Raw genomic sequence first — 22,280 nt, forward strand, 5'->3', positions numbered from 1 at the left:
CCAACCTCACTTGAACCGGGCTCCTAGAGGCCCGGTTTTTTATGGCCCTCGTTTAGACTTTCCCTGGCCGACTCTCTATAGTGTGGCCCCCTCGATCCTCGGCAGGCCCAGCATGAAGACCCAGCACAAATCCGGATTGCACCCGCGCAATCGTCATCAGACCCCTTACGATTTTGACGCCCTCTGTCAGCGCACTCCCGAGCTGCTGCCTTTCGTGTTCGTCAACGAGCATGGCACCCGGACCCTGGATTTCGCCGATCCGGCCGCCGTCAAGGCGCTCAACCGGGCCCTACTGGCGTTGCACTATGGCATCCAGCACTGGGATCTGCCGCCGGGCTACCTCTGCCCTCCCATCCCGGGCCGGGTCGATTACCTGCATCGTGGCGGATCTGCTGGCCGAGTGCGGGGAAGTACCAAGGGGCAAGGGGGTGCGGGTGCTGGACATAGGGGCCGGGGCAAACTGCATCTATCCTGCTGGGGGCCCGTGAGTATGGCTGGCGCTTCGTGGGATCGGACATCGATCCCGTGTCGGTCAAGGCCGCGACCCTGCTGGCGGCGAGCAATGGCTTGGGCAGCCAGATAGCGTGCCGCCATCAGGACAACTCCAAGCAGATCTTTCGCGGCGTCCTGGGGCCGAAGGAGCGCTTCGCCCTGACCCTGTGCAACCCGCCGTTCCACGCCTCGCTGGCGGAGGCGAGCAAGGGGACGGAGCGCAAGCTACGCAATCTCGGCAAGGGCCAGGGCAAGGCGCTGACGGGGGCTCCCGTGCTCAACTTCGGCGGACAGAAGGCGGAGCTCTGGTGTGAGGGCGGCGAGGCGGCGTTTCTGGCCGGCATGATAGAGCAGAGCAAGGAGTTTGCCGGCCAGTGTCTCTGGTTCAGCTCGCTGGTGTCGAAAAAGGAGAATCTGCCTGCCGCACGAAAGGCGCTGGCTCGGGTGGGGGCTCAGGATGTCAGGGTGATCGACATGGCGCAGGGCAACAAGGTGAGCCGGATCCTGGCCTGGAGCTTCCTGGACGAGGCGAGCCGAACCGCCTGGTGGTCTGCTCCCGGCCGCTGAGGAAAAAGGGGGTGTTGAGAGCAAAAACACCCCGAACCACGCCCTTTGTCAGCCTCGAGGTTTTCCGTCTCGTTCCCCTCGTTGCAATCGTTTTTCCGCTTTATACCTGTCCGTTTTTCCCTGGGTGTTAGTGACCACTTTCATCCCCGGTACAGTTGTACGCCGAGATTTTTTTGTACTTACCTGTGAAACTTTCATAAAATGGGACTGGTTAGACCTCTTTACAGGCTTTGAATCGAATAGGGATCGGTACATGAAAGTTGTCGATTTTCTGAAGCACAAGCGCGAAATCCTGGCGCAACACCCCTTTGAGCTCAAGGATTGGCTCTCTCCGGCGATCCGTGACTACTGGCGTGAGTTTCAGCAAAAGGCACACCTTCACCCTTTGCTGGGTCGAGTGCTGGATCTGCAGGCCGACCAGTCGCTGGTGCGGCAGCAGCGCGCATCCCAGGCTCAGGCGGTCAACAGTCAGCCGACCCTGATCGAAGATAACCCGGTTGAGCTGAGTGGCGAAGCCGCCACCCTCTACGCCGAGCTGCAGGCCCGGATCGGGGAAGAGACCCATGTGGGTGAGTGGTTGCAGATAAATCAGGGGTTGATCGATCAGTTCGCGGCCGTGACCGGTGACCATCAGTGGATCCACACCGACCCCGAGCGTGCGGCGGCCGAGTCGCCATTCAAGACCACCATTGCCCACGGTTTCCTGACCCTGGCCCTGCTGCCCCAGCTCACCGGCTCGGTGGACGAGGCGACGCCGGAATTCCCGAGCGCCCGCATGGTGGTGAACTTCGGTCTGGAGCAGGTCCGCTTCCCTTATCCCATCAAGGTGGACAGCAACATCCGTGCCCGTACCAGGCTGTCGCGAGTCACTCCCATCAAGGGGGGGATCGAGTTGCTCAAGGAGATCAAGATAGAGATCGAGGGGATCCGCCGCCCTGGTTGCGTCATCGAGTCGGTCACCCGTATCTATTTCTGACGCCCGTCCCTCACGGCGATACACAGGCCCACTTCGGTGGGCCTGTGTCGTTTCTGGGGGCTAGAAGCTGGCGCCCAGGGTGATGATGTGGCGCCACTCCTTCTCGCTCACATCCATGTCCAGGCCGTGGTAGTCGAACCAGACATCGTCCCAATCCAGCTCGCTCGACCAGGAGAGACGCAGGTGATCGTTGAAGTAGTACCTGAGCCCCAGGCTGCCGCTGACGGACTGTTTTCTGGTCAGGTAGGGGGAGGGTTGATCGACGAACTTTTCATAGCTCCCCTTGCTGAACAACTCGAACTTCTCCTCCCAGAAGGTGAGAGGTTGCCGGTAGTCCCAGCCCAGGTTGACGAAGGGGTAATTGATAATCCTGTCGTCAAAAATGTCCGAATTGCTCCACACCTCCGGCCTGAAATAGGCCCGCTCCAGACCCAGCTGGGTGATGAACTCCAGGCGGCGCCGCTTGTCATTCCAGAAGCGGTAGCCGGGGCCTGAGGCATAGTCAATCTCCAGGTAGCCCGCTTCGATCAGGTTGTAGTCGATGTCAATGGAGGAGCTCAGGAACCAGTGATCGTCGAAGAAGAAGTCGAGTTTGGGTTTTAGCTTGTATTCGTGGCTGTCGGTGATGTTGTTCGCCGTCTCGTAGATGTACTCGCCATCCAGGCTGTAACGCCAGTCCAGATTGGCCAGCTCGGTGGAGACCTTGAGGTTGACGTTGTTGGTCTTCTTGGTGTTCTCCTTGAGCTTGATGTTCAGATCGCTGGTGCCGGTCAGGAGCCAGGCATTCACTTCGTCAGGAGCGTCCAGCAAGGGGATCCCCGTCTTGGTCAGCGGCTTTGGCTGCTCCTGCTTGTCCAGGCGCCAGCGCTTGATGGCATGGCGCTGGACGGTCAGGGCCTTGCTGTAGGATGGCTTGATGCGGATCTGATCGTCCGTGATCTCTTCTATGGTACCGGTCAGGCGATCGCCGTTCTGCATCCACAGTATGTCCGCCATCGCGGCTGAGCCGGGCAGCAGGGTCAACAGGAGCGCCAGCAGGGGAAGGCCGCATCTCGTCATGGTGATCTCCGGGAGGATCTTAGGCTGTGTTCTCAAAATGCTGGTTTTCTCTCCACCAATAGTTCCCGTAAGTAACGAAGGCAGAAAGCCAGCTTGATAAAGGCTGCAAAACTTCCCGCCAGCTTTTCATACCTCGTTGAGAATCGGCGAAACTTCTTCAGCCATCCGAAGCACCGTTCGACCACATTTCTCCTACGATAACGAGCTTTGTCTAACACCAGTGGACGTCCCTTATGGTGCCGTTGCTGGTCGCTGCGTTGCGGGATAACCGCTTTTATCTTTCTGCGCCGGAGTTCTGCCCGCAGAGCCCTGCTGCTATAGGCCTTATCTGCGGCAAGATGCGTTGGCCGCGTGCGATAACGGCCTGATGAAGTCGGGATCCTTGCCATGGCCAACGCACTTGTCGCATATCTGATTTCCGCTGATTGCCCCGGCGAAAGGCAGAACCCCAGCGGTAAACCATTACCATCAGTGACCAAGTGAATTTTGCTGCCAAAACCACCACGAGAGCGACCAAGAGCTTGATTCACCGGAGTGTTTTTTTACGCGCTCCGGCAGCATCTTTGGATGCCCTGACATTGGAGCCGTCAATGCACCACAGGTCGAAGTCGATAAGCCCTTCTTCATTGAGATGCAGTTGCAGTGCCGCAAGGATGGCATCGATGCGGCCTGTGCTTTGCCAACGTCGAAAGGAGTTGTAGACCGAGTTCCATGGGCCGAAACGTTCTGGCAGATCTCGCCAAGGTGCACCGGTGTGAAGTATCCAGAGAATGCCATCAAGCACTTGGCGTGGCTCACGAGTAGGGCGTCCGCTTATGCGGTGATGTGGAAACAGGGGCTCGATAAGCCCCCATTGTGCATCGGTTAACTGATAGCGACGGGACACTACATAGGTCTTAAGCTGTTGAGAAGATGTGAGATTATATCTTCATCACTTTAAGAACACAGCCTAGCCGCTGATGGGGCGGGGCAGTCCGTTCTTGTGGTCGAGCAGGGCCGTCACCCGGGCGCCGTCTATCTCGGGGGCCGCGATAAACTGCTCGACCTCGGGGGAGAGCACCAGGGGCGCCCCCTCGGCCATCTCCGCTTCGGTGCGGGAGAGGGGGGAGTGCACCTCCAGCCAGCGGCGGCCATCGGGCTCGACCGCCATCTTGACCGGCTGGTTGATCACCTGCACCCGGGTACCGACAGGCACCAGGCTGAACAAGGTCTCTATGTCATCCGGGCGCAGCCGGATACAGCCCGCGCTGACCCGCAGACCGACCCCGAACTCCTTGTTGGTGCCGTGAATGAGGTAGTCCTTGTTGCCATAGCCGAGGCGCATGGCGAACTTGCCGAGGGGATTGTCCGGGCCCGGGGGCACCACGGCCGGCAGATCTATGCCCTTTTGCTCCAGCCAGGACTTGCGCACCATGGGGCCTGGCACCCAGGTCGGGTTCGGATTCTTCGCGATGACTGTGGTGGTCATCTCGGGCGTCTCGCGGCCTATGTCACCTATGCCGATGGGCAGCACCATCACCTCCGCCTTGTCCTTGGGGAAGTAATAGAGGCGCAGCTCCGGCAGGTTGATGACGATGCCCTCCCGCGGCACATCGGGCAGCAGCATCTGGGTCGGCAGTGTCAGCCGGGTGCCGGGTGTGGGTAAATAGGGATCTACCCCGGGATTTGCCTCGAGCAGCGCCAAAAAGCCAATCTGGGTATGTTTGCCGACCAGCTCCAGATGATCGCCAGGTTGGACTATGTAATCTTCCAGCTCACCGATGAGACGGCTGCCCGCCGGTGGAAGCGGATAGGTTATCGACCAGGCCGGTGTGGTCCAGAGGCTGGCAGCGGCCAGCAGCAGTGAGACGATACGGATATTGCGCATGGTTTTTCCTATCGGCAGTTCTCGAGGGAAGTGCTTCCCTCCCCAAAAATGAGCGGAGATTGTCAACCAATCGACCGGGGATTACCAGCGCCAGACCGTGCTTCTCCCGGGCCGTATTGCGGCATGTCGAGGGGAGTTTTCGGCCCGCAGCCCCCGGTTTGTCGGGGAAAGGGGCATAAGCCTGGATCGGCGCCGGGGTGGCCGGCTCTGGGTCCAGGTCTGACACCTTGGCGTCGCACGCCGGCAAGCCAGCCTGGGCCCGGCAAGGGGAGGGCCGCCACAGGCTGACGGTTTAATAGCCAGTCGTCTGATCTGCAACGAGATTTACGTTGATTTCCCGACTCGGGTTGGGTCAATATGAGGGCCCGCGGAGAGATGCCGGAGTGGCCGAACGGGATTGACTCGAAATCAATTGTGGCAGCAATGCCACCCAGGGTTCGAATCCCTGTCTCTCCGCCATCTTTTGAAAAAGCCCGGTCGATGACTCGACCGGGCTTTTTGCATTTATTGCTCTGGCTTGGCCAAGCCATGGCCCAGCGTATCTGAGCATCAGGCCATGCTCCTGCCTAGTGTGGCTGATGATGCAATAGGCCTGCGGCCACCATGGCTGTGGTAGCGACAGCGCTGCAGCGAGTGGAATCCGTGCAGGCGGTCGACTCCTGAGCGCTCTGCCCGTCACGTCGGTAGATGGAGACCCCCTCCTTTATCGTCTCTTCGATCCGGATATCGGCCAAAGTCTCGGGCTTGACCTTGAGCGGATTGGCCGAGAGCACCACCATGTCTGCCAGCTTGCCGACCTCCAGAGAACCCTTGTCGTGCTCCTCCTTGTATTGGGTTGCCGCCCACAGGGTCTGGGCCTTCAGTCCATCCAGAGCGGAGACCCGTTGATCCGGCCCGATGGGGCGTCCGGTACGGCTGATCCGGTTGACGGTCGCATAATAGACCCGCATGGCATCAGGCAATGCCACGGGGGAGTCGTGGTGGGAGGTGAAGATCATCCCCAGTTCACGGGCCCATCCGGTGGGAGAGATATGCTGCGCCCGCTCCTTGCCGAGCACGGAATCACTGTGCCAATCCCCCCAGTAGAAGGTATGCATCGGGAAGAAGGAGGGGAAGATGCCGAGTCGCTGGAACGAGGCGACCTGATCCTTGCGGGCTGTCTGGGCATGGATGGCAACAAAGCCGCGATCCGGTTTGCCATGTTGCTTCTCGCTGGCCTCAATCCCCTTGATCAGCTGATCGATGGCCGCATCACCGTTGACGTGGGTGAGCAGTTGCCAGCCGTTGCGCTGGGCCAGTTCGATATAGTGGGCGGCCTGTTCGTCGCTCATGCTGGGATAGCCCTTGTAATCGGCCTTTTGCCCGGCAGGGGGAACGAAATAGGGCTGGGTCAGCCAGGCGGTCTTGCCCTGAGGGGAGCCATCGAGGTTGAGCTTGGCTCCCGCGACCCGGAACCCGTTCAGGTAGTGGCTGGAGTAGTAGGGCGGGGCGATGACATCCCGCGCTATCTGGATATCGGGATAGGCCGCGACATCCAGGGGCAGCCTGGCTTTCTGGGCCAGCTGGTACATGGTCTTGACCGCTGAGGTGGAGGCGCGCCCCTCCTGGGCCGTGGTGTAACCAAAGCTGGCATAGAGTGTCATGCCTGCCTTGAAAATCGCCTCGTTTTCCCTGTCATTCAAGTTGGCGAACATCGGCAGCAAGGTGCCAAAGAAGGCGGTCTCCTCCAGAACGCCGTCCGGGGTCTTGCCGTCCGCTTCACGGCGGATCTTGCCCCCTTCCGGATCCTGGCTGTCGGGCCCAAACCCGGCCAGCGCCAGTGCCTTGCTGTTGAGTGTCGCGAGGTGACCGGACTGATGAATGATGAGCACCGGGAGATCCTGCGATACGGCATCGAGCTCCTGACGGGTGGGGTGGCGCCTCTCCTTGAGCTGGGAGTCGTCATAACCGAAACCCAGAATGATCCCGTGCTCCCTGTTTTGCGGTTTGGCGACCCAGTTTCGCAGCGATTGTTGCAGGGTCGCAATGCTGGTCACTGCTCCATCCGGCGGGGCCAGCAGATTGGCGGAGAGCGCCTGGATCCCGGTGTTGAACACGTGACCATGGGCATCGATAAAGCCTGGGATCAGGGTCTTGCCCTGCAGGTCGACTACCCGGGTTTCGCCATCTCGCAGCGTGAGGATGTCGCGCTCGCTGCCCAGCGCCAGAATGCGGCCATCCCTGATGGCCAGCGCCTGCGCCGTCGGCGCCGCATCATTGACGGTAACGATATCGCCACCGAGATAAATAGTCTGGGCGGTGGGGTTGGCTGGGCTGGCGGCATGGGCCGAACTGGCCGCCAGCAATGCGATGGCGATAGGGGTGATGTTCATGTGACATGCTCCATGCCGACAGGTCGCTGGGATGGATCACCGCAGTTGCCCAATCAGGCGCGTTGTGAAGGGAATATGCTGAATATACAAGGATATGCCCCGCTCAAATGTGACACAGCAGGGAAATTCATCTGAGCCTTAACACCCGTTCAGAGCGCCCTCTTTTCCCGGGCCTTGCCACTCCAGCATGGGATCACCGTCGTGTCTCGTGTCTGCGCAGTGACAGTGCGCACGTCAAGCACCTGCTGCTTGTTGGCCAGTCTCAGGGCAACCCCCATCGCAGCCAAAGTGTGGCCTCGATCGGCCGGTTGAACCGTCCGTATCAAAGAAACGTTGGCTATGGCGCGCTACGCGGCTGCAGCGACCCTCCAGGCTGCGCCATGGCGGGGGTTGTCGTGCCGTCACCACCACAAAAAGCGAGGCTGACCCGGCGCCCTGATCGGGCCGCACAGGGTCAGGCAGGGCTGTCTCCAGAGCAGGCCAGCCCGACGGACTGGCCTGGGGGTCAGTGGCCGATAAACCAGCGGTAGTAGGGGTTGGCCCGCTCCTCTGGGGTCATCTGGCCGACCCCGCGCGCCCAGGCGTCCCTGTCTCCCTGATAGGCATAGAAGGCCACCGAGTAGAAGTGATCCAGCGACTGCCACTGGCGCTCGACCTCTCCCTTGAAGGCCGCATCCGCCTGCTGTAGCGGGGGCGGTGAGCGCAGCGCCAGCAGTTCGGGCAGCACCCGGGTGATCTCGTTGCGCCTGACCCAGGGGGCGTATTCGATGCGTGGCCAGTCATCGGTGACCGGCAGGGCGTCACCGGCAAAGCGCAGCAAGCCATCCCTGTCCGTGACCCAGGTGGCCAGCAGGGCGGCGGGTGTGTCTATGCCGACTTCGGTCAGGGCCGCGGCCACCCCGGGCTCGGCGAAGCGCGCCCTTATCCGGGGGACATCCAGCACCAGCGGGTCGAGGGATCCTATCAACAGCATCTCGTGAAACTCGGTCGTCCACAGGGTGGCGTGAGGAAAAACCTCCACGAAGCTGCGCACCAGGGAGCGACTCTCCTCGCTGTTCTGGGTGGGCAGCGGCAACCATTGGGCCACCATGCCTCCCCGATGCAGGCGCCGGGCGGCCAGCTGATAGAAGTCACGGGAGTAGAGGTTCACCACCCCGGCCGCCGAGGGGGGTGGCGGCTCCAGGGTGATGAGATCGTACTGCTCGTCGCTGCGCAGCAGCTCCCGTCGCCCGTCCCGCAGCCTGATGTCGAGGCGTGGATCATGGACGGCATCGTAGTTGCCCTTGAAGAGGGGGGCGGCCTCCAGCACCTCAGGCAGCAGCTCGGCCACCACGGGGCGGGTCAGGCCGGGGTCGCGCAGCATGGCGCCGGCCGTGATGCCGGTGCCAAACCCGATGACCAGGGCCGAATCCGGCTGCTGGCCGTGGATCAGCAGCGGCAGCAGGGCTTGCAGCCGCATGTAGCGCAGCGAGGGCATGGCATCCCCGGTGTTCGAGACCCCCTGAATGTAGAGACGCTGGAAGCGGCGATCCCCCTGTCCCTGGGTGACGACGGCCACAGTGCCCCCCTTGCCCTCATGGTAATAGGCAAGGTGCCCGTTTCTGGCCCCGGGCAACAGCTCGGCCAGCCGCTGTGGTGGCGTAAGCGCGCCGAGGAGGATCGTCATCAGCGTCATGGCCAATGTGGCTCCGGCCAGGTAGCGGCGAGGAGCCGGGCTCTGCCAGGTCGCAATGCAGCCAAGCAGGGCCGCCAGCACGGCCAGGAGTGCCAGGGTGCGCACCAGGCCAAGGCTCGGGATGAGCAGGAAGCCGGTCAGGGCGACCCCGGCGATGCCCCCCAGGGTGTTGAGGGCCACCAGGGTGCCCACGTCCCGGCCTATCCGCGAGCTGGTGGCCGCCAGCCGCAGGGCCAGTGGAAAGGCGGCACCGAGCAGGGTGGTGGGGAGGAAGACGGTGGAGAGGGCCACGGTGAGGAAGCGGGCACACATGCCGGCCAGCTCGTTGCCGGTCACTTGCAGGGTCCAGAGCTCCATCTGGGATTGGGCCATCACGAGCCAGCGACCGAGGCCGGCCACCTGCAACAGCGCCAGCAGGCCGGCCGCGGTGATCAGCAGGCCAAACAGGCCCCAGGGGTTCTGGATGCGCTCGGCTCGCCTCGCATAGAGCGCGCTGCCGAGCATCAGGCCGGTGAGATAGGTGGCCAGAACCACGGCGAACGCAAAGGTGCGGGTGCTCATGAACTGCACTATGGACTGGCTCCAGACCACCTCGTAGCCGAGGGCTATGCCCCGGCCACGCAATAGAGGGCGACCGCGACTCTGGCCCGGGGCGAGGGGCTGTCCTGGGGCGGGGCGACGGGGAGGGGCGTGCGCGCCTTGCGACACCAGAGCCAGGCGCCGAGGGCGGCCAGCAGATTCAGGGTGGCGGCGGCGAAGGCGCTGCCATGGACACCGAGCCGGGGCAGCAGCAGGAAGGCGGTCAGCAGGGTGCCGAGGATGGCCCCTGCGGTGTTGGCCGCATAGAGGCTGCCCCCGGCGCTCGCCACCCTGTCACTGGCAGGGGTCAGGGCACGCACCAGGACCGGCAGGGTGCCCCCCATCAGCACGGCGGGCAGGCCGACCAGCACGAAGGGCAGCACCCAGGCGAGCAGGCCCAGACTCGCTTCCAGGCGAGCGAACGGCTCGGCCAGGTGGGAGAGGGCCAAGGTGGCTCCAACGCCGAGCAGCGCCACGGCCAGCTCGAGCCAGGCGTAGAGGCGCACCGGATCCTGCAGCCGGTCGGCTCTGCGACCGAAATAGAGACCACCGAGGGCAAGGCCGGCAAAAAAGGCACTGATGCCGGTGGTGACGGCATAGACCTCCACCCCCACCACCAGAGAGAGTTGTTTGACCCAGAGTACCTGGTAAATCAGGGCCGCGCCGCCGGAGGCGAACAGGAGAGCGGCGGGAAGCAGCATCTTCAAAGAGGCCCGTTGACGGCAGGGAGCCTCCACCTTGTCACGGCGGTTGGCAACGGGGGAATGGGCGGCTTTGGACATCGAATTAGCCTTATCGGGCGGGACTATCCGCACGAACAGAAGAGAGAAAAGGTGCCCGCCGGGGCGGGCACCTGGCACAATACTTATTGTTTTTGGTTCATTTTTTCTTCTATTTTCTTGTCCACGTCGGCCCGGATCTGGTCGATGCTGAAGCTGGCAGGACGCTGGCTGGGCGGGTAGTCCACGAAGGTCTGCAGGAACTTCGCCGCCTTCTGGGTGCCCTGGAACAGCAGGTAGTCGTTCTTGGTCAGCCAGTCATAGTACTGATCGGAGACGATGTCAGCCCGCTCGTACGGATCCATGCGCAGGTTGAACAGCTTGGGCACGCGCAGGCAGGTGAAGGGCTCGCTCCAGACCTGCAGGCCACCCGGCGCACGCTGTTCGCACCAGACGATCTTCCAGTTGTCGAAACGCATGCCTACCAGCTCGGCATCATCGTTGAAGTAGTAGAACTCCTTGCGAGCCCCCTTGTCGGCCTTGCCGGTCAGCAAATCGAGCTGGTTGTAACCGTCGAGGTGCACCTTGAAGTTCTTGCCACCGAGATCGGTGCCCTTGAGCAGTCTCTCCTTGATGTCGGTGTCACCCACAGCGGCCAGCAGAGTCGGGAACCAGTCAAGACCGGAGAACATCTCGGTAGAGATGACATCCGGCTTGATGTGGCCCGGCCAGCGGACCATGGCAGGTACCCGGTAGGCCCCTTCCCAGTTGGAGTTCTTCTCGTTGCGGAACGGCGTGGTGGCCGCATCCGGCCAGGACCATTGATTGGGCCCGTTGTCGGTGGAATAGACCACTATGGTGTTGTCCGCGATCTTCAGGTCGTCCACCGCCTTGAGGATCTTGCCCACATGGCCATCGTGCTCGAGCATGCCGTCGGCATAGTCGTTGCCCGGCATGCCGCTCTGGCCCTGCATGGATGGGCGAACATGGGTAAAGGCGTGCATGCGGGTGGTGTTCATCCAGACGAAGAAGGGCTTGTCGGCCTTGACCTGTTTCTCCATGAAGTTGATGGCGGCCTGGGTGGTTTCGTCGTCTATGGTCTCCATGCGCTTGCTGTTGAGCGGCCCCGTGTCCTCGATCTTGCCGTCCGCGGTGGAGTGGATGACCCCGCGCGGTGTCGCGGCCTTGGTGAACTCGGTATCATCCTTGGGCCAGAAGGGGCGCTCGGGCTCTTCTTCGGCATTGAGGTGGTAGAGGTTGCCGAAGAACTCGTCGAAGCCATGGGCCGTCGGCAGGTACTCGTCACGATCCCCCAGGTGGTTCTTGCCGAACTGGCCGGTGGCGTAGCCGTGGGACTTGAGGGCCTGGGCTATGGTGACATCACGGGCCTGCAAGCCGACAGGCACGCCGGGCATGCCCACCTTGGACAGGCCGGTTCGCAATATGGTCTGTCCCGTGATGAAGGTCGAGCGTCCCGCCGTGCAGCTGTTCTCCGCGTAATAGTCGGTGAACATCATGCCTTCCTTGGCGATGCGGTCGATGTTGGGAGTCTGATAACCGACGACCCCCTTGCCATAGGCGCTGATGTTGGTCTGGCCAACGTCGTCACCGAAGATCACCAGGATGTTGGGCTTGTCGGCCGCCATGGCGGCCGAGGCCCCCAGGGCCGTCGCAATGGACAGTGCCAGCCCGGGCACCCATTTTCTTGCAAATGTCATAGTTGTTTCTCCGTATCACGCTACAGTCCTTGTCCGCGACGGCGAGTGCCGGAAAGCTGATGACGGTGCGTCATCCCGAGACATCCTGCGGTCCTTCTCTACTTGCACTTACTCTACCTGGGCGACTCGAACGGATAGACACGGCGCCACTCTCTGGCCATGTCCACGACGGTCCAGTTACCCCTGTTCGCTGCACTCAACGCCTTGTCCAGACGCCCAACCTTGCTGTTCCTGTCATAGGCCCATTCCCGTTTGGCATCGGTGTGATGCACCAGACCGGCGAAGCGCTTGCCTGCCCCCGCCATGGTCCATTGCAGCATCTGCAGGTCGCCATCCGAGTTGCCAAAGGCGAAGAGGGGGCGGCGACCTATGATGCGGTCTATGCTCTCCGGCTTGCCGACGCCATCGTCGTTGTGCACCAGCTTGGGCAGACGCTGGATGCTGAGGCGACCCGCCTTCTCCTCGAAGCGGCTGCCGAGGGTGGTGCCTATCACCTGCTCGGGGGGGATGCCGTACACCTGCTCGGCGAAGGCGCGCATGAAGACCACCTCGCCCCCCGACACTATGTAGGTCTTGAAGCCGTTGGCCCGCAGGTAATCGAGCAGCTCCAGCATGGGCTGGAACACCATCTCGGTGAAACGGCGCCCCGTGGTGGGGTGACGGGCGGTGTCGAGCCAATGCCGGGCATTCTGGATGAACTGCGCCGAGCTCATGCCGCTGTGGGTGGCGAGCACTATCTGGAGCAGGCCCGCCATGCCGCTCTTGGCCAGGGTCTGCTGATCCCCCTCCAGGGCGGCCTTGAAGGGCTGTTGTTGTTTCCACTCCGGGTGCTCAGGCGCCATCCGCTTGAGCTCGGACAGGGCAAACAGCACCTGGAAATAGGCGGGCTGTTCGCTCCACAGGGTGCCGTCATTGTCGAACACGGCGATCCGCTCGGCGGGGGCCACATAATCCTTGCCCCCTTCCGTCGTCACCGCGGTGACGAAGGCCTCGATGGCCTGGCGTGAGGGGCCATCCTGCCAGGAGGGGAGCGGATCGGCGGCCCGTGCCAGCAAGGGCAGTACGAGCAGCAGCAAGGCACACCAGCGCATGAACGACAGCATGGGGGGATGACGCATTATGACCTCCTTGTATGACGACGATGATCCGGTTCATCCAGCCCAGGATGCAGTGGTTGCAAGGCATGGGGCCGGGATCGGCGATCGGTTGCTTCCATCATGGCCCCTTCGAGGGCCGGCACGATCTGCTCGGCGAGGGCGGTGGTGGCGTCCTCTCCCGAGGGCTTGTTGTCAAGGCCGTAGTTGAGTCTGAAGAAGGCTAGCACAGGGTGGAGGCGACTCGTCGGGCCGCTCTTCAGCAAGGGGGCAATGGCCAGCAGCCCGCTGCGCCGCCTCACCCAGAGATAGAGTCCGCCCAGCTCGGCGGGTTGCTGCCGCAACTGGGTGCGTGCGAGGCGCAGTGCGTAGTCGGGGGAGTCGAGCCAGGCGAGCCGGCGGCTTGCCCGCCACCGCTGGAGGCGGTGCCACAAGGCTTGCAGCCGGGGCCGCACCAGCCAGAGGAGGGCGACCGCCATCAGCCCCAGGCCAGCGAGCAGCACTCCCTTACCGGCCAGGGTGATGCGGGCCTGCTGCCCCAGGGCGTGCAGATCCTCGCTGATGGAGAAGGGGGCCTGATAGGTGCCAGCTGCCGCGCTCAGGGCGATCTCGGGGATCGTCAGCTCCTGGGACTGGCCACTGCCTGCATCCCACCAGATGAGCCGGATGGGGGGCAGGGTGAAGTGGCCGCTCTGCTCTATCACATAGCTGACCTTGTCCTCGCGCACGCCCCCCGTGGTGGTCCCGCGGCCGTCGTCCATGGCCATGACACTGGGGGTCTGCACATAACGCCTGAGCCCCTTCACCGCCGCGAAGTGCGGCACCGGCAGCAACATGGCCTGGGCACCCTCCGCTTCGATGCGCAGCTGACGCTGCACGCTGTCACCCACCCGCAGCGGGGTGTGAGAGCGCTGGATCTGCTGGGTGAAGCGCACCTCGTTGGCGACCAGCTGGGGTGTCTTGCCCCCATGAGGCAGGGCCCTGGCCTGGAAGCTCAGGGGCGGGCTGCTGAGGCTGACCGGCCCCGTGCCCTGCCCGGGCTGAACCTGAAACTGCAGGGGGGGGATCTCGAATGTCTGGGCAAGCTGAGGGGTGATGCGGTAGGTGAACCTCATGCCAAAGAAGGTCTTGCCATCGATCTGCTCGGTCAGATGGCTGGCTTCGCTGCTGGGAGGGGCAACCACGGCCCCCGCCAGCTGGAGGGGCGCCAGCACGGGGGCGGCGGTAAACCAGGTGTCCACCAGCAGATCCACCTCCAGATTGAGGGTGCCGCCCACGCTCACGCCGTCGGCGGGCACCAGCCTGCTCTGAATGCGGACCTCGGGCTCGGCTGCCTGGGCAAGGGCGCCGAGGCCGAGCAGCAGGATGAGCAGCAGGGCTCTCATGGGGCAGGCTCCGGCGTGCGCTCGCTGGCTGCATCCTGCAGCAGGAACTTGCGCCTGAGGAACTGGGCCGGCGAGGTGCTGAGGTTGTCGAGCCAGAGCTGATCCGAGCTGGCCTGGGGGGTCTGCTGCTGTTGCGCCTTGCCGCCCTTGGATGGGGTCTGGTCCTCCAGGGTCTGGTCGGCCTTCTCATCCGGCGTGCCGGCCTCCTGCTGATCCTCGTGATCCTGCTGGAGCGCCCGGGCCAACGCCAGGTTGGCCTTGGCCTCGGGGAAGTCGGGTTGCTGCTTCAGGGCCTGCTGATAGGCGAGGATCGCCTCCGGGAACTTGAACAGCTTCACATAGGTGTTGCCGAGGTAGAAGTAGGCATTGGCCGTGTCCAGCCGGGCCAGGCTGGCCTGGGCGAGATCGAAGTCGGCGGCCAGGTAGGCCGAGAGCCCTTTCCAGTAGGGATCCTTGAAATGGGCCGCCGCCTCGGGGTAGTGGCCCTGCTCGAAGGCCCAGCGGCCCTGTTGATCCGGGGTGAAGAAAGCGTCGGCCAGGGCGTTGGCGTGCGTCGGCGCCGGGGCTGCGCCCAGGAGCAGCATCAGCAACACGCCCCCCAGCCAGTGCACCTGCCAGCCCCGGCGCACGCAGCACAGGGCGATCAGTGCCAGGGGCCAGCACAGCCAGTAACCGGCATCCTGCCAGTGGATCTGCTGATCATCTCCCTGGGCGGCCTGAAAATGCTGCTGGGCGTGCAGCCCAATCCAGTCGAGATCGTCATCGCCTAGGGTCAGGCTGCCCAGGGGGGCATTGGCGGCGCTGGCCAGCCCCTTGAGGGCGGCCTCGTCGAAGCGGCTCACCAGAGGGCGGCCGTCAGGCCCTGTGCGGGGTTGACCCTTCGCATCGCGGATCAGGGTGCCATCCTGGCTGCCCACCGCCAGGACCAGCACCTGAAGCTGACTGCCCGCGAGGCGCTTACGGATGGCATCAAACTGGCTGGGGTCGGCGCCGTCGGTCAGCAGGACCAGGGTGCCGGGGGAGTGCTCGGCGGCCAGCAAGCGCTGGGCCTCATCGATCACCCCCAGCACGTCCTTGCCGGGACTGGGCATCAGATCGGTGGCCAGCGCCTGGATAAAGGTGTCGAGCAGGGCGGGATCCTCGGTCGCGGGCAACACCAGGTGTGCGCTGCCGGCATAGGCGATGAGGGCGGTGCGGGCACCGGCCCGGCGCTGGACGAGGTCGTGCAGCTTGTGTCGGATGGCGGCGAGCCGGGTCGGCGGTACGTCATCGGCATCCATGGAGGCGGAGAGATCCACGGCGAGGATGAGCGGGGCCCGATCGTCGAGGAAATCGGGGATATCTTGTTGCCAGGTGGGGCCGGCGGCGGCCAGCCCCCCCAGTACCAGTAGGCTGGCCAGCAGGTGTATAGGGTGCAGGGTGCGCTCCCTGGCCGGGGTGATGACCAGGGATGCCACCAGATGGGGGGCTATGATGCCGCGCAGCTGCCGCTTGATGTCGTGGCGACGCAGCCAGAGCAGCGGCAGCACTATCCCCGGCACCATCAGCAGCAGCCAGAGGGGGCGCAGGAAATGGAAGGCCGCCAGATCGATCGTCATGACTCCTCCTCGATACGGGAGGGGGGCGCGCGCCTGCCGAGCAGGGCGGCCAGGAGGTGGCACACCAGCAGCAACAGCAGACTGGCCCCCAACGGCCACCAGAACAGGTCGCGCTTGGGCTGGTGGCTGAAGGTCTTCACCCTATGGGGGGTCAGCTCGTCCAGGGCGGCATAGACAGCGTGCAGCGCCTGGCGATCGTCGGCCCTGAAGAAACGCCCGCCCGTGGTGTTGGCGATCTCCATCAGCACCTGCAAGTCGACCCTGGCATCGCCGCTGGCCGCCGGATCGCCTATGCCAATGGTGTGCACCCTGATCCCCCGGTCACGGGCCAGTTGGGCGGCGTGGGCCGGGGTGATGGCGCTGCCGGTGTCATTGCCGTCCGTCAGCAGGATCAGCACCTTCTCTCTCTCCCGGGTCTTCTCCAGCAGCTTGATGGCCAGACCAATGGCGTCCCCGAGCGCCGTATTGGGGCCCGCCATGCCGATGCCGACCTCATCGAGCAGCAGTTGCAGGCTGGCGTGATCCAGGGTCAGCGGCGCCTGGGGGTAGGCGCCGGTGCCAAAGACGATGAGGCCGAGGCGATCCTCCTTGCGGCGCTGGATGAAGTCCTGCACCGCCCCCTTCACCGCGCTCAGGCGATCGCTCTGGCGGCCATCCGGAGTGGTGTAATCCCGGGTCTCCATGGACTGGGAGATGTCGATGGCCAGCATGATGTCGCGGGTGGGGCTGTCATGGCGAATGGGGGGCTCGATCAGCACGGGGCGGGCGCAGGCCGTCACCAGCAGCGCCCAGACCAGCAGGTTGAGGCCAAGCTGCCAGCGCCCCCCGCCCAGGGTGCGGGGAGACTGGCCCAGGGCCTGATCCATGGCGGCGAAGAAGGGCACGCGCAGGGCACTGCGGGCGGCGCGATAGGGGGGCAGATAGCGGTAGGCCAGCCAGGGCAGGGGCAGCAGGAGCAGTGCCCAGGGGGCGTCAAACTGCCACATGATGCTCTCCTATCCAGCGTCGGCTGAGCTGGAAGATCTCATCGATGCGGCCGTGGGGGATGTCCAGCACCCGGCTGGACGGGGCATAGGCCAGGGTGAACAGATCCTCGGCAAAATGGGTGGGCAGGGGGAAGGGGGCGCTGCGGGCCAGGAATGCCATCCAGGCGTCGCCACCGAGCGGCCGGGCGCCCTCGCCGCCGGGCATGGAGATCGCCACCCGCTTGAGCAGGGTGGGCAGTGCCCGCAGTGCCGCCAGACGGGATTGGGGATCGGCGAGGGAAAGACGCAGCGCCTCTAGCCGTGCCTGCGCCTCCCGGCGGTAGCGATCGCGCCGCCATTGCCACCAGCGGCGCCCTCCCCAGAGCAGGAACAGGGAGAGGACGATCAGCAGCAACAGCAGCCAGCCCCAGGTCTGGGGCAGATAGCTGACCGGGGGCGTGGGAATGGCCAGCTCCCTGAGCTGGGCTATGTCGGGGACCTGGGCCGTCATCGCGCGCTCCCGGTCAGGCGGCCGAGCGCCAGGCGCAATTGCCCCAGCACCTCCTCCCCCGTGCTGAACATCATCAGGGGCACCCGACTGCGGCGCAGCAGCTCGGCCACGTCCCGCAGGCGACCGGAGAGGAAGTCGCCGAGCGGCCCGTGCACCTGGCGCTTGTCCACCTGCAGCTCCCGTTGCACCGAGCCCTGGGTGATGGTGATCCTGCCCTTGTCGGGGAATTGCAGGGCGATGGGGTCATAGACCTGCATGGCGATCACGTCGTTGTGGGCGCTGAGCTGGCGCAGCAGCTGCAAGGTCTGATCGCTGGCACCGGCGAAGTCGCTGATGATGCAGATGAGGTGGTCGTGGCCGGCACTGGCGAGGCAGTGGCGCAATACCGTGTCTAGCCTGTCCGGCTGGCCGGTCTCCGGCAGGGCGGCATGGAGGGCGTGATTGGCCCGGATCACGGCGGCGCACAGAGCTTCGATGCGGGCGCGGCTGCGCTGGGGGCGGATATGCTCCAGCGTCTCATCGCCAAAGACCAGGCCACCGACCCTGTCGCCGGCATGAAACGCCATCCAGGCGCAGAGGGAGGCCAGCTGGGCCGCCGCCACCGACTTGAAGCAGTGGCGGGAGCCGAAATACATGTTCATCCGCTGATCCACCAGCAGCAGGGTCGGGCGGTCGCGCTCCTCGGTAAAGGTGCGCACGAAGGGTTTGCCGTAACGCAGGGTGGCGCGAGCGTCCAGGTGACGAAGGTCATCCCCGGGGGTGTAGTTGCGAAGTTCGTCGAAGCTCAGGCCACGCCCCCGCAGGCGGGAGGCATGGGCGCCCGAGAGAATGCTCGACAGGGGCTGGCGGGAGAGGAAGCTGAGCCCGCGGCTGTGGTGCTCCAGCGCCATAAGCTGGGGAAGGGAGGCATATACGAAGCCATCTGGCGAGCGCAGGTCCGTCTCTGCTGTCATGGTGCTCCTTAGGCCGGAATGGCCACCTTGTCGAGCAGCCGGTCGATGACATCATCCCCATTGACCCCGTCGGCGATGGCATCGTAGGAGAGCTGCAGCCGGTGGCGCAGCACCGGGTGCACCACGGCGCGAACGTCATCGGGCGAGACGAAGTCGCGCCCTGACAGCCAGGCTTGCGCCCGGGCGACCCTGTCCAGGCTGATCCCGCCCCGCGGGCTGGCGCCGATGGCGATCCAGCGGGCGAGATCGACATCCACCTCGGCCGGGTGGCGAGTGGCATTGATGAGGGCCATCAGGTAGGTGTCGATGGCCTCGGAGACATGGATGGCCGCCACCTCGCGCCTCGCCGCGAAGATGACCTCCTGAGGCAGGTGGCTCGGTTGGGGATGTTCCCCCGCCTGCTGCCGATCCTCGCCCCGGATCAGGCGCAGGATGCGGATCTCGTCCTCCACCTTCGGGTAGTCCAGTTGCAGCTTCATCAGGAAGCGATCCATCTGGGCTTCCGGCAGCGGATAGGTGCCCTCCTGCTCTATGGGGTTCTGGGTGGCCAGCACCATAAACAGAGAAGGCATGGGGTAGCTCTGCCCCGCCACCGTGATCTGGCGCTCCTCCATGGCTTCGAGCAGGGCGGCCTGCACCTTGGCGGGGGCGCGGTTGATCTCGTCGGCCAGGATGACGTTGCCAAACAAGGGGCCCTGCTGGAAGCTGATCCGGTTGCCGCTGGGGGTCTGCTGGAGGATTTCGCCCCCTGTGATGTCGGAGGGCAGCAGATCCGGGGTGAACTGGATGCGGCTCATCTGCGCATCGAGGTGGGTCGCCAGTGCCTTGACGGTGCGGGTCTTGGCGAGCCCGGGCAGGCTCTCCAGCAACACATGGCCGTTGGCCAGGAGCCCAAGCAGCACGTGGCGTATGGTATCGGCCTGGCCGAATACCAGCTCGGCGACATTGGCCTCCAGCTGGGCAATCTGTTCGCGTGTCGTCACCATTCCATTCCTTGGCAGAGTGAGGTTCGCTCATCGACGGCATCCCCATGGGGCGGCGCGATGAGCCGTCAGATCCAGACTAACAAGCTTTTTGTTAACAACTGAACAACCATAACACAGCATCTCGGCGCTATCGTAGTGAGAACATTACTGTTTCTCAATTACCCATTTGTGACGCCGAGTGCTGACGCAGACGCCTGGTTCGCGCCAGGCCAGGTCGCCAGGCAGGCGCAGAATGGGGTATGAATGCTCCCCATTCCGAGGATCATTTGGTCCAGTAGGGTTCGATGGCCAGCAGCCTGGGATCCTGCGGGGCGGCCTTGCGCATCCGCTTGACGTATCCGAAGGCTTCCTCCTGTTCACCGGCAATGGCATGGAGGTAGATCAGGGTGTAGAGCAAGTCGGGATCGTCCGGCGCCTGCGCCAGCCCCGCCCGCAGGGCGGCCAGCGCCTCCTCGCGCCGGTTCAGCTGGGAGAGCAGCAGACCCTGGTTGTAGCGGATCCGCACGTTGCCAGGCAGTTCGGCGGCGGCCTTGTCCAGCCAGTCGACCGCCTCTTCGGTCTTGCCCCGCTCCACCAGCAGCAGCGCCAGCATGTAGGCGAGATTGCCATGGTCGGCGATGGGCATCTTGTCCAGGGCGACGCCGCCGCGCAGCAGGGTTTCCGCCTCATCCAGCTGCTGGGCTGCGCTGGCGAGGGTCACCAGGTTGACCCGGGCTGGCACGAAGTAGGGATCCATCCGCAGGGCCTGGCGATACTCGTCCATCGTCTCCTGCTGGCGCCCCTGGCGCGCGAGCAGCACCGCCAGATTGAGGCGCCCGCCCGGCAGATCCGCATTGCCACGCAGGCGCTGCTCATAGTCGGCAAGCTGGCGCTGGAATCCTGCCCGCTCGGCCTCGGGCAAGCGCTCCGGCGGTATGTCGGCGAGAGCCCTGATGGCCTCGTCCCGCACCGCCAGGGTCGGGTCCCGCAGTAAGGGCAGGAGGTCGTCTAGTCGCGCCATGGGAGGCGTAGTGGCAAAGCCGGAGACGGCATAGGCCCGTACCAGTGCACTGTCGTCCTTGAGGGCGAGACGCAGCTCAGGGATGGCAAGCAAGCCGAGGTCGGCCAGCTGCTCGGCCGCGGTGGCCCGCACTATGGCGGGCTTGCTCTTGTCCGCCAGCAAGGGGGAGAGCAGGTCAAGGGGAGAGCCCTGGCCGCTTTGCACGGCGTGGAAGCTCTCCCCGTAGTGGGGGGGCCGTTTGGGCTTGCCATACCAGGTGTCGATGGCCTTGGCCGCCCAGGCGGGCTCCTTGTCCTGATGACAAGCGGTACAGGCATCCGGGCTGCCGGTCCTGGCCGCGAGATCCGGGCGCGGGATGCGCAGGCTGTGGTCACGGCGCGGGTCGACCACCATGTAGGTCTTGGTCGGCATGTGGCAGTTGACGCACTGTGCCCCGGCGCTGCCCGGCTCATGGTGATGGTGGGCCTTGCTGTCGTACTCCCTGGCCTGCAGGCTCGGGAAGCGGCTGGTCGGGGGCTGGGGATTGTGGCACTGGAGGCAGAGGCCGTTGCCCTCCAGCTTGACCTTGGTGGTGTGGGGGTTGTGGCAATCGGTGCAGCCCACCCCGGCGGCGAACATCTTGCTCTGCACGAAGGAGTCAAACTCGTAAACCTCGCCATCTATCTGGCCATCGGCATGATAGAGAGAGGCCCGCAGCGTGGTGGGCAGGCTCTGATCCAGCTGCGGATGACCCGGCTGCTGACCGGTCCCCAGCCCTTGACGCCGGCTGTGGCAGAAGGCGCACTGCTCCACCTGCCCCTTGCTGTCGAGCGCTCTGGTGTCGACGCCGAGACCATAGTGATCATCCGGTGCCTTGGCGCTGCCGCCCGCCTTGTGCTGATTGGCCCAGATCACATGGCTCTGGCTCGGGCCGTGACAGGCCTGGCAACCGACGGTCTGCTCGTGCCAGGTGGTGGTGAAGCTGTCGTTCTTGTCGTCGTAGCCCTTGTCGAGGGCGGTGGAGTGGCAATCCGCGCACATGGCGTTCCAGTTCTGATAACGCCCGGTCCAGTGCAGGGGATCGCTGGTGGCAAAGCGCTGACCGGGATAGAGGGAGAACCAGCGCTGCCCGCCTTCCCCTTTCGGACGGCTGTCCCAGGCCAGGGTCAGGGCCTGCAGGCGGCCGCGGGAGAGGGCGACCAGGTATTGCTGCAGCGGATCATGGCCGAAGGTGTAGAGGATCTTGACGTCTACCGGCTTGCCGTCTTCCCCCTCGAGATTGACGAAATAGTCCTCTCCCTTGCGAAAGAAGCGGGCCTTGACGCCAGCCTCGTCGAAATGGGCGTCGTTGAAATCCCCCAGCACGTTGTCAGGGGTGGCGTGGCGCATGGCCCAGGCATGGTCGGACCCCTTCCACTGGGCCACCTGGCTGTCGTGACAACCGAGGCAGCTCGCCTCGGCGGCATAACCCTCGGCCTCGGCGGCCAGCCCAGGGAGCTGACCTGGGCTGGTCGGCTCCGCTACGGCATGGGCCAGGGTGGCGATACACCAGATCCCCCCCCAGAGGGCGGATAACAAGACTGTCATGACCCTGCGCGGCAACCCGCCCTGATAACGCCTCTCCCTCACTGATCGCTCCTTGATCCTGTATCACCCCGGATCTGGCTGCTTGCCTGTGTCCGGGATGGTGCTCCCCTGCCGCTCGGCATCGAGGTCGCTGGCGTGGTCATGTGTCCGACATGACTGATTTTTCTGGTTATTTAACTATCACTAAGCGCCAGGACC

General features: G+C 64.2%; 16 protein-coding genes, 1 tRNA gene and 1 pseudogene. 3 read left to right on the plus strand and 15 right to left on the minus strand.

Annotation, left to right across the window (positions count from 1 at the left end; all coding sequences use genetic code 11):
- The first annotated feature begins 112 nt into the window (after window positions 1-112).
- A pseudogene (gene rlmF / locus ACWPWQ_RS01430) lies at window positions 113-1,059 on the plus strand (23S rRNA (adenine(1618)-N(6))-methyltransferase RlmF).
- 253 nt (window positions 1,060-1,312) lie between these two features.
- Window positions 1,313-2,035, plus strand: a complete 723-nt coding sequence (locus ACWPWQ_RS01435; protein ID WP_319918231.1) for a MaoC family dehydratase — start codon at window positions 1,313-1,315, stop codon at window positions 2,033-2,035.
- A 60-nt stretch (window positions 2,036-2,095) separates the two neighbouring features.
- Here ACWPWQ_RS01435 and ACWPWQ_RS01440 read toward each other — a convergent pair whose 3' ends face one another.
- The 3 genes from ACWPWQ_RS01440 to ACWPWQ_RS01450 all read right to left on the minus strand — a co-directional run bounded on the left by ACWPWQ_RS01440 (window position 2,096) and on the right by ACWPWQ_RS01450 (window position 4,961).
- The gene (locus tag ACWPWQ_RS01440; protein ID WP_202046867.1) at window positions 2,096-3,094 is read right to left on the minus strand and encodes a DUF481 domain-containing protein; all 999 of its coding nucleotides are present in this window, start codon (window positions 3,092-3,094) and stop codon (window positions 2,096-2,098) included.
- Between the two features lie 32 nt (window positions 3,095-3,126).
- Window positions 3,127-3,980 (minus strand): IS5 family transposase gene (locus ACWPWQ_RS01445; protein ID WP_454008829.1). Its coding sequence is split into 2 segments (ribosomal slippage): window positions 3,127-3,638 and window positions 3,638-3,980, totalling 855 coding nucleotides; the frame shifts between segments, so codons are not numbered across the junction.
- Window positions 3,981-4,043: 63 nt separating this feature from the next.
- Window positions 4,044-4,961, minus strand: coding sequence for a L,D-transpeptidase family protein (locus ACWPWQ_RS01450; protein ID WP_139438264.1), 918 nt, complete (start codon window positions 4,959-4,961; stop codon window positions 4,044-4,046).
- A 369-nt stretch (window positions 4,962-5,330) separates the two neighbouring features.
- Between ACWPWQ_RS01450 and ACWPWQ_RS01455 the strand changes: the two genes are divergently transcribed.
- A tRNA-Ser gene (locus tag ACWPWQ_RS01455) sits at window positions 5,331-5,420 on the plus strand.
- A 107-nt stretch (window positions 5,421-5,527) separates the two neighbouring features.
- On the opposite strand, the gene ACWPWQ_RS01460 is transcribed toward ACWPWQ_RS01455, so the two are convergent.
- The 12 genes from ACWPWQ_RS01460 to ACWPWQ_RS01515 form a co-directional block, all read right to left on the minus strand.
- Window positions 5,528-7,333, minus strand: coding sequence for an amidohydrolase (locus ACWPWQ_RS01460; protein ID WP_454008830.1), 1,806 nt, complete (start codon window positions 7,331-7,333; stop codon window positions 5,528-5,530).
- Window positions 7,334-7,838: 505 nt separating this feature from the next.
- Complete coding sequence (locus ACWPWQ_RS01465; protein ID WP_454008831.1) at window positions 7,839-9,632, minus strand: spermidine synthase; 1,794 nt, start codon at window positions 9,630-9,632, stop codon at window positions 7,839-7,841.
- Complete coding sequence (locus ACWPWQ_RS01470; RefSeq protein WP_454008832.1) at window positions 9,614-10,369, minus strand: fused MFS/spermidine synthase; 756 nt, start codon at window positions 10,367-10,369, stop codon at window positions 9,614-9,616. The genes ACWPWQ_RS01465 and ACWPWQ_RS01470 overlap by 19 nt, the downstream gene beginning before the upstream one ends.
- A gap of 83 nt (window positions 10,370-10,452) precedes the next feature.
- Window positions 10,453-12,024 (minus strand): arylsulfatase, encoded by a 1,572-nt coding sequence (locus ACWPWQ_RS01475; protein WP_404836912.1) that lies wholly within the window; start codon window positions 12,022-12,024, stop codon window positions 10,453-10,455.
- Window positions 12,025-12,137: 113 nt separating this feature from the next.
- Window positions 12,138-13,142, minus strand: coding sequence for an HAD family hydrolase (locus ACWPWQ_RS01480; protein WP_247626985.1), 1,005 nt, complete (start codon window positions 13,140-13,142; stop codon window positions 12,138-12,140).
- Window positions 13,142-14,503, minus strand: a complete 1,362-nt coding sequence (locus tag ACWPWQ_RS01485; RefSeq protein WP_454008833.1) for a hypothetical protein — start codon at window positions 14,501-14,503, stop codon at window positions 13,142-13,144. The genes ACWPWQ_RS01480 and ACWPWQ_RS01485 overlap by 1 nt, the downstream gene beginning before the upstream one ends.
- A complete protein-coding gene (locus ACWPWQ_RS01490) occupies window positions 14,500-16,101 on the minus strand; it encodes a VWA domain-containing protein (RefSeq protein WP_454008834.1) in 1,602 nt (533 codons plus the stop codon). Before ACWPWQ_RS01490 ends, ACWPWQ_RS01485 begins: the two co-directional genes overlap by 4 nt.
- On the minus strand, window positions 16,098-17,087 hold the full coding sequence (locus tag ACWPWQ_RS01495; protein WP_454008835.1) for a vWA domain-containing protein: 990 nt from the start codon (window positions 17,085-17,087) through the stop codon (window positions 16,098-16,100). Before ACWPWQ_RS01495 ends, ACWPWQ_RS01490 begins: the two co-directional genes overlap by 4 nt.
- Window positions 17,074-17,577: a DUF4381 domain-containing protein gene (locus ACWPWQ_RS01500; RefSeq protein ID WP_454008836.1), complete on the minus strand. Its 504-nt coding sequence runs from the start codon at window positions 17,575-17,577 to the stop codon at window positions 17,074-17,076. Before ACWPWQ_RS01500 ends, ACWPWQ_RS01495 begins: the two co-directional genes overlap by 14 nt.
- Window positions 17,574-18,530: a DUF58 domain-containing protein gene (locus ACWPWQ_RS01505; RefSeq protein ID WP_454008837.1), complete on the minus strand. Its 957-nt coding sequence runs from the start codon at window positions 18,528-18,530 to the stop codon at window positions 17,574-17,576. Before ACWPWQ_RS01505 ends, ACWPWQ_RS01500 begins: the two co-directional genes overlap by 4 nt.
- Before the next feature lie 8 nt (window positions 18,531-18,538).
- Window positions 18,539-19,516 (minus strand): AAA family ATPase, encoded by a 978-nt coding sequence (locus ACWPWQ_RS01510; RefSeq protein ID WP_454008838.1) that lies wholly within the window; start codon window positions 19,514-19,516, stop codon window positions 18,539-18,541.
- Window positions 19,517-19,778: 262 nt separating this feature from the next.
- The gene (locus ACWPWQ_RS01515) at window positions 19,779-22,082 is read right to left on the minus strand and encodes a tetratricopeptide repeat protein (RefSeq protein WP_454008839.1); all 2,304 of its coding nucleotides are present in this window, start codon (window positions 22,080-22,082) and stop codon (window positions 19,779-19,781) included.
- Between the last annotated feature and the right edge of the window lie 198 nt (window positions 22,083-22,280).

This window comes from Aeromonas sp. Marseille-Q7275 (genome assembly GCF_965119515.1).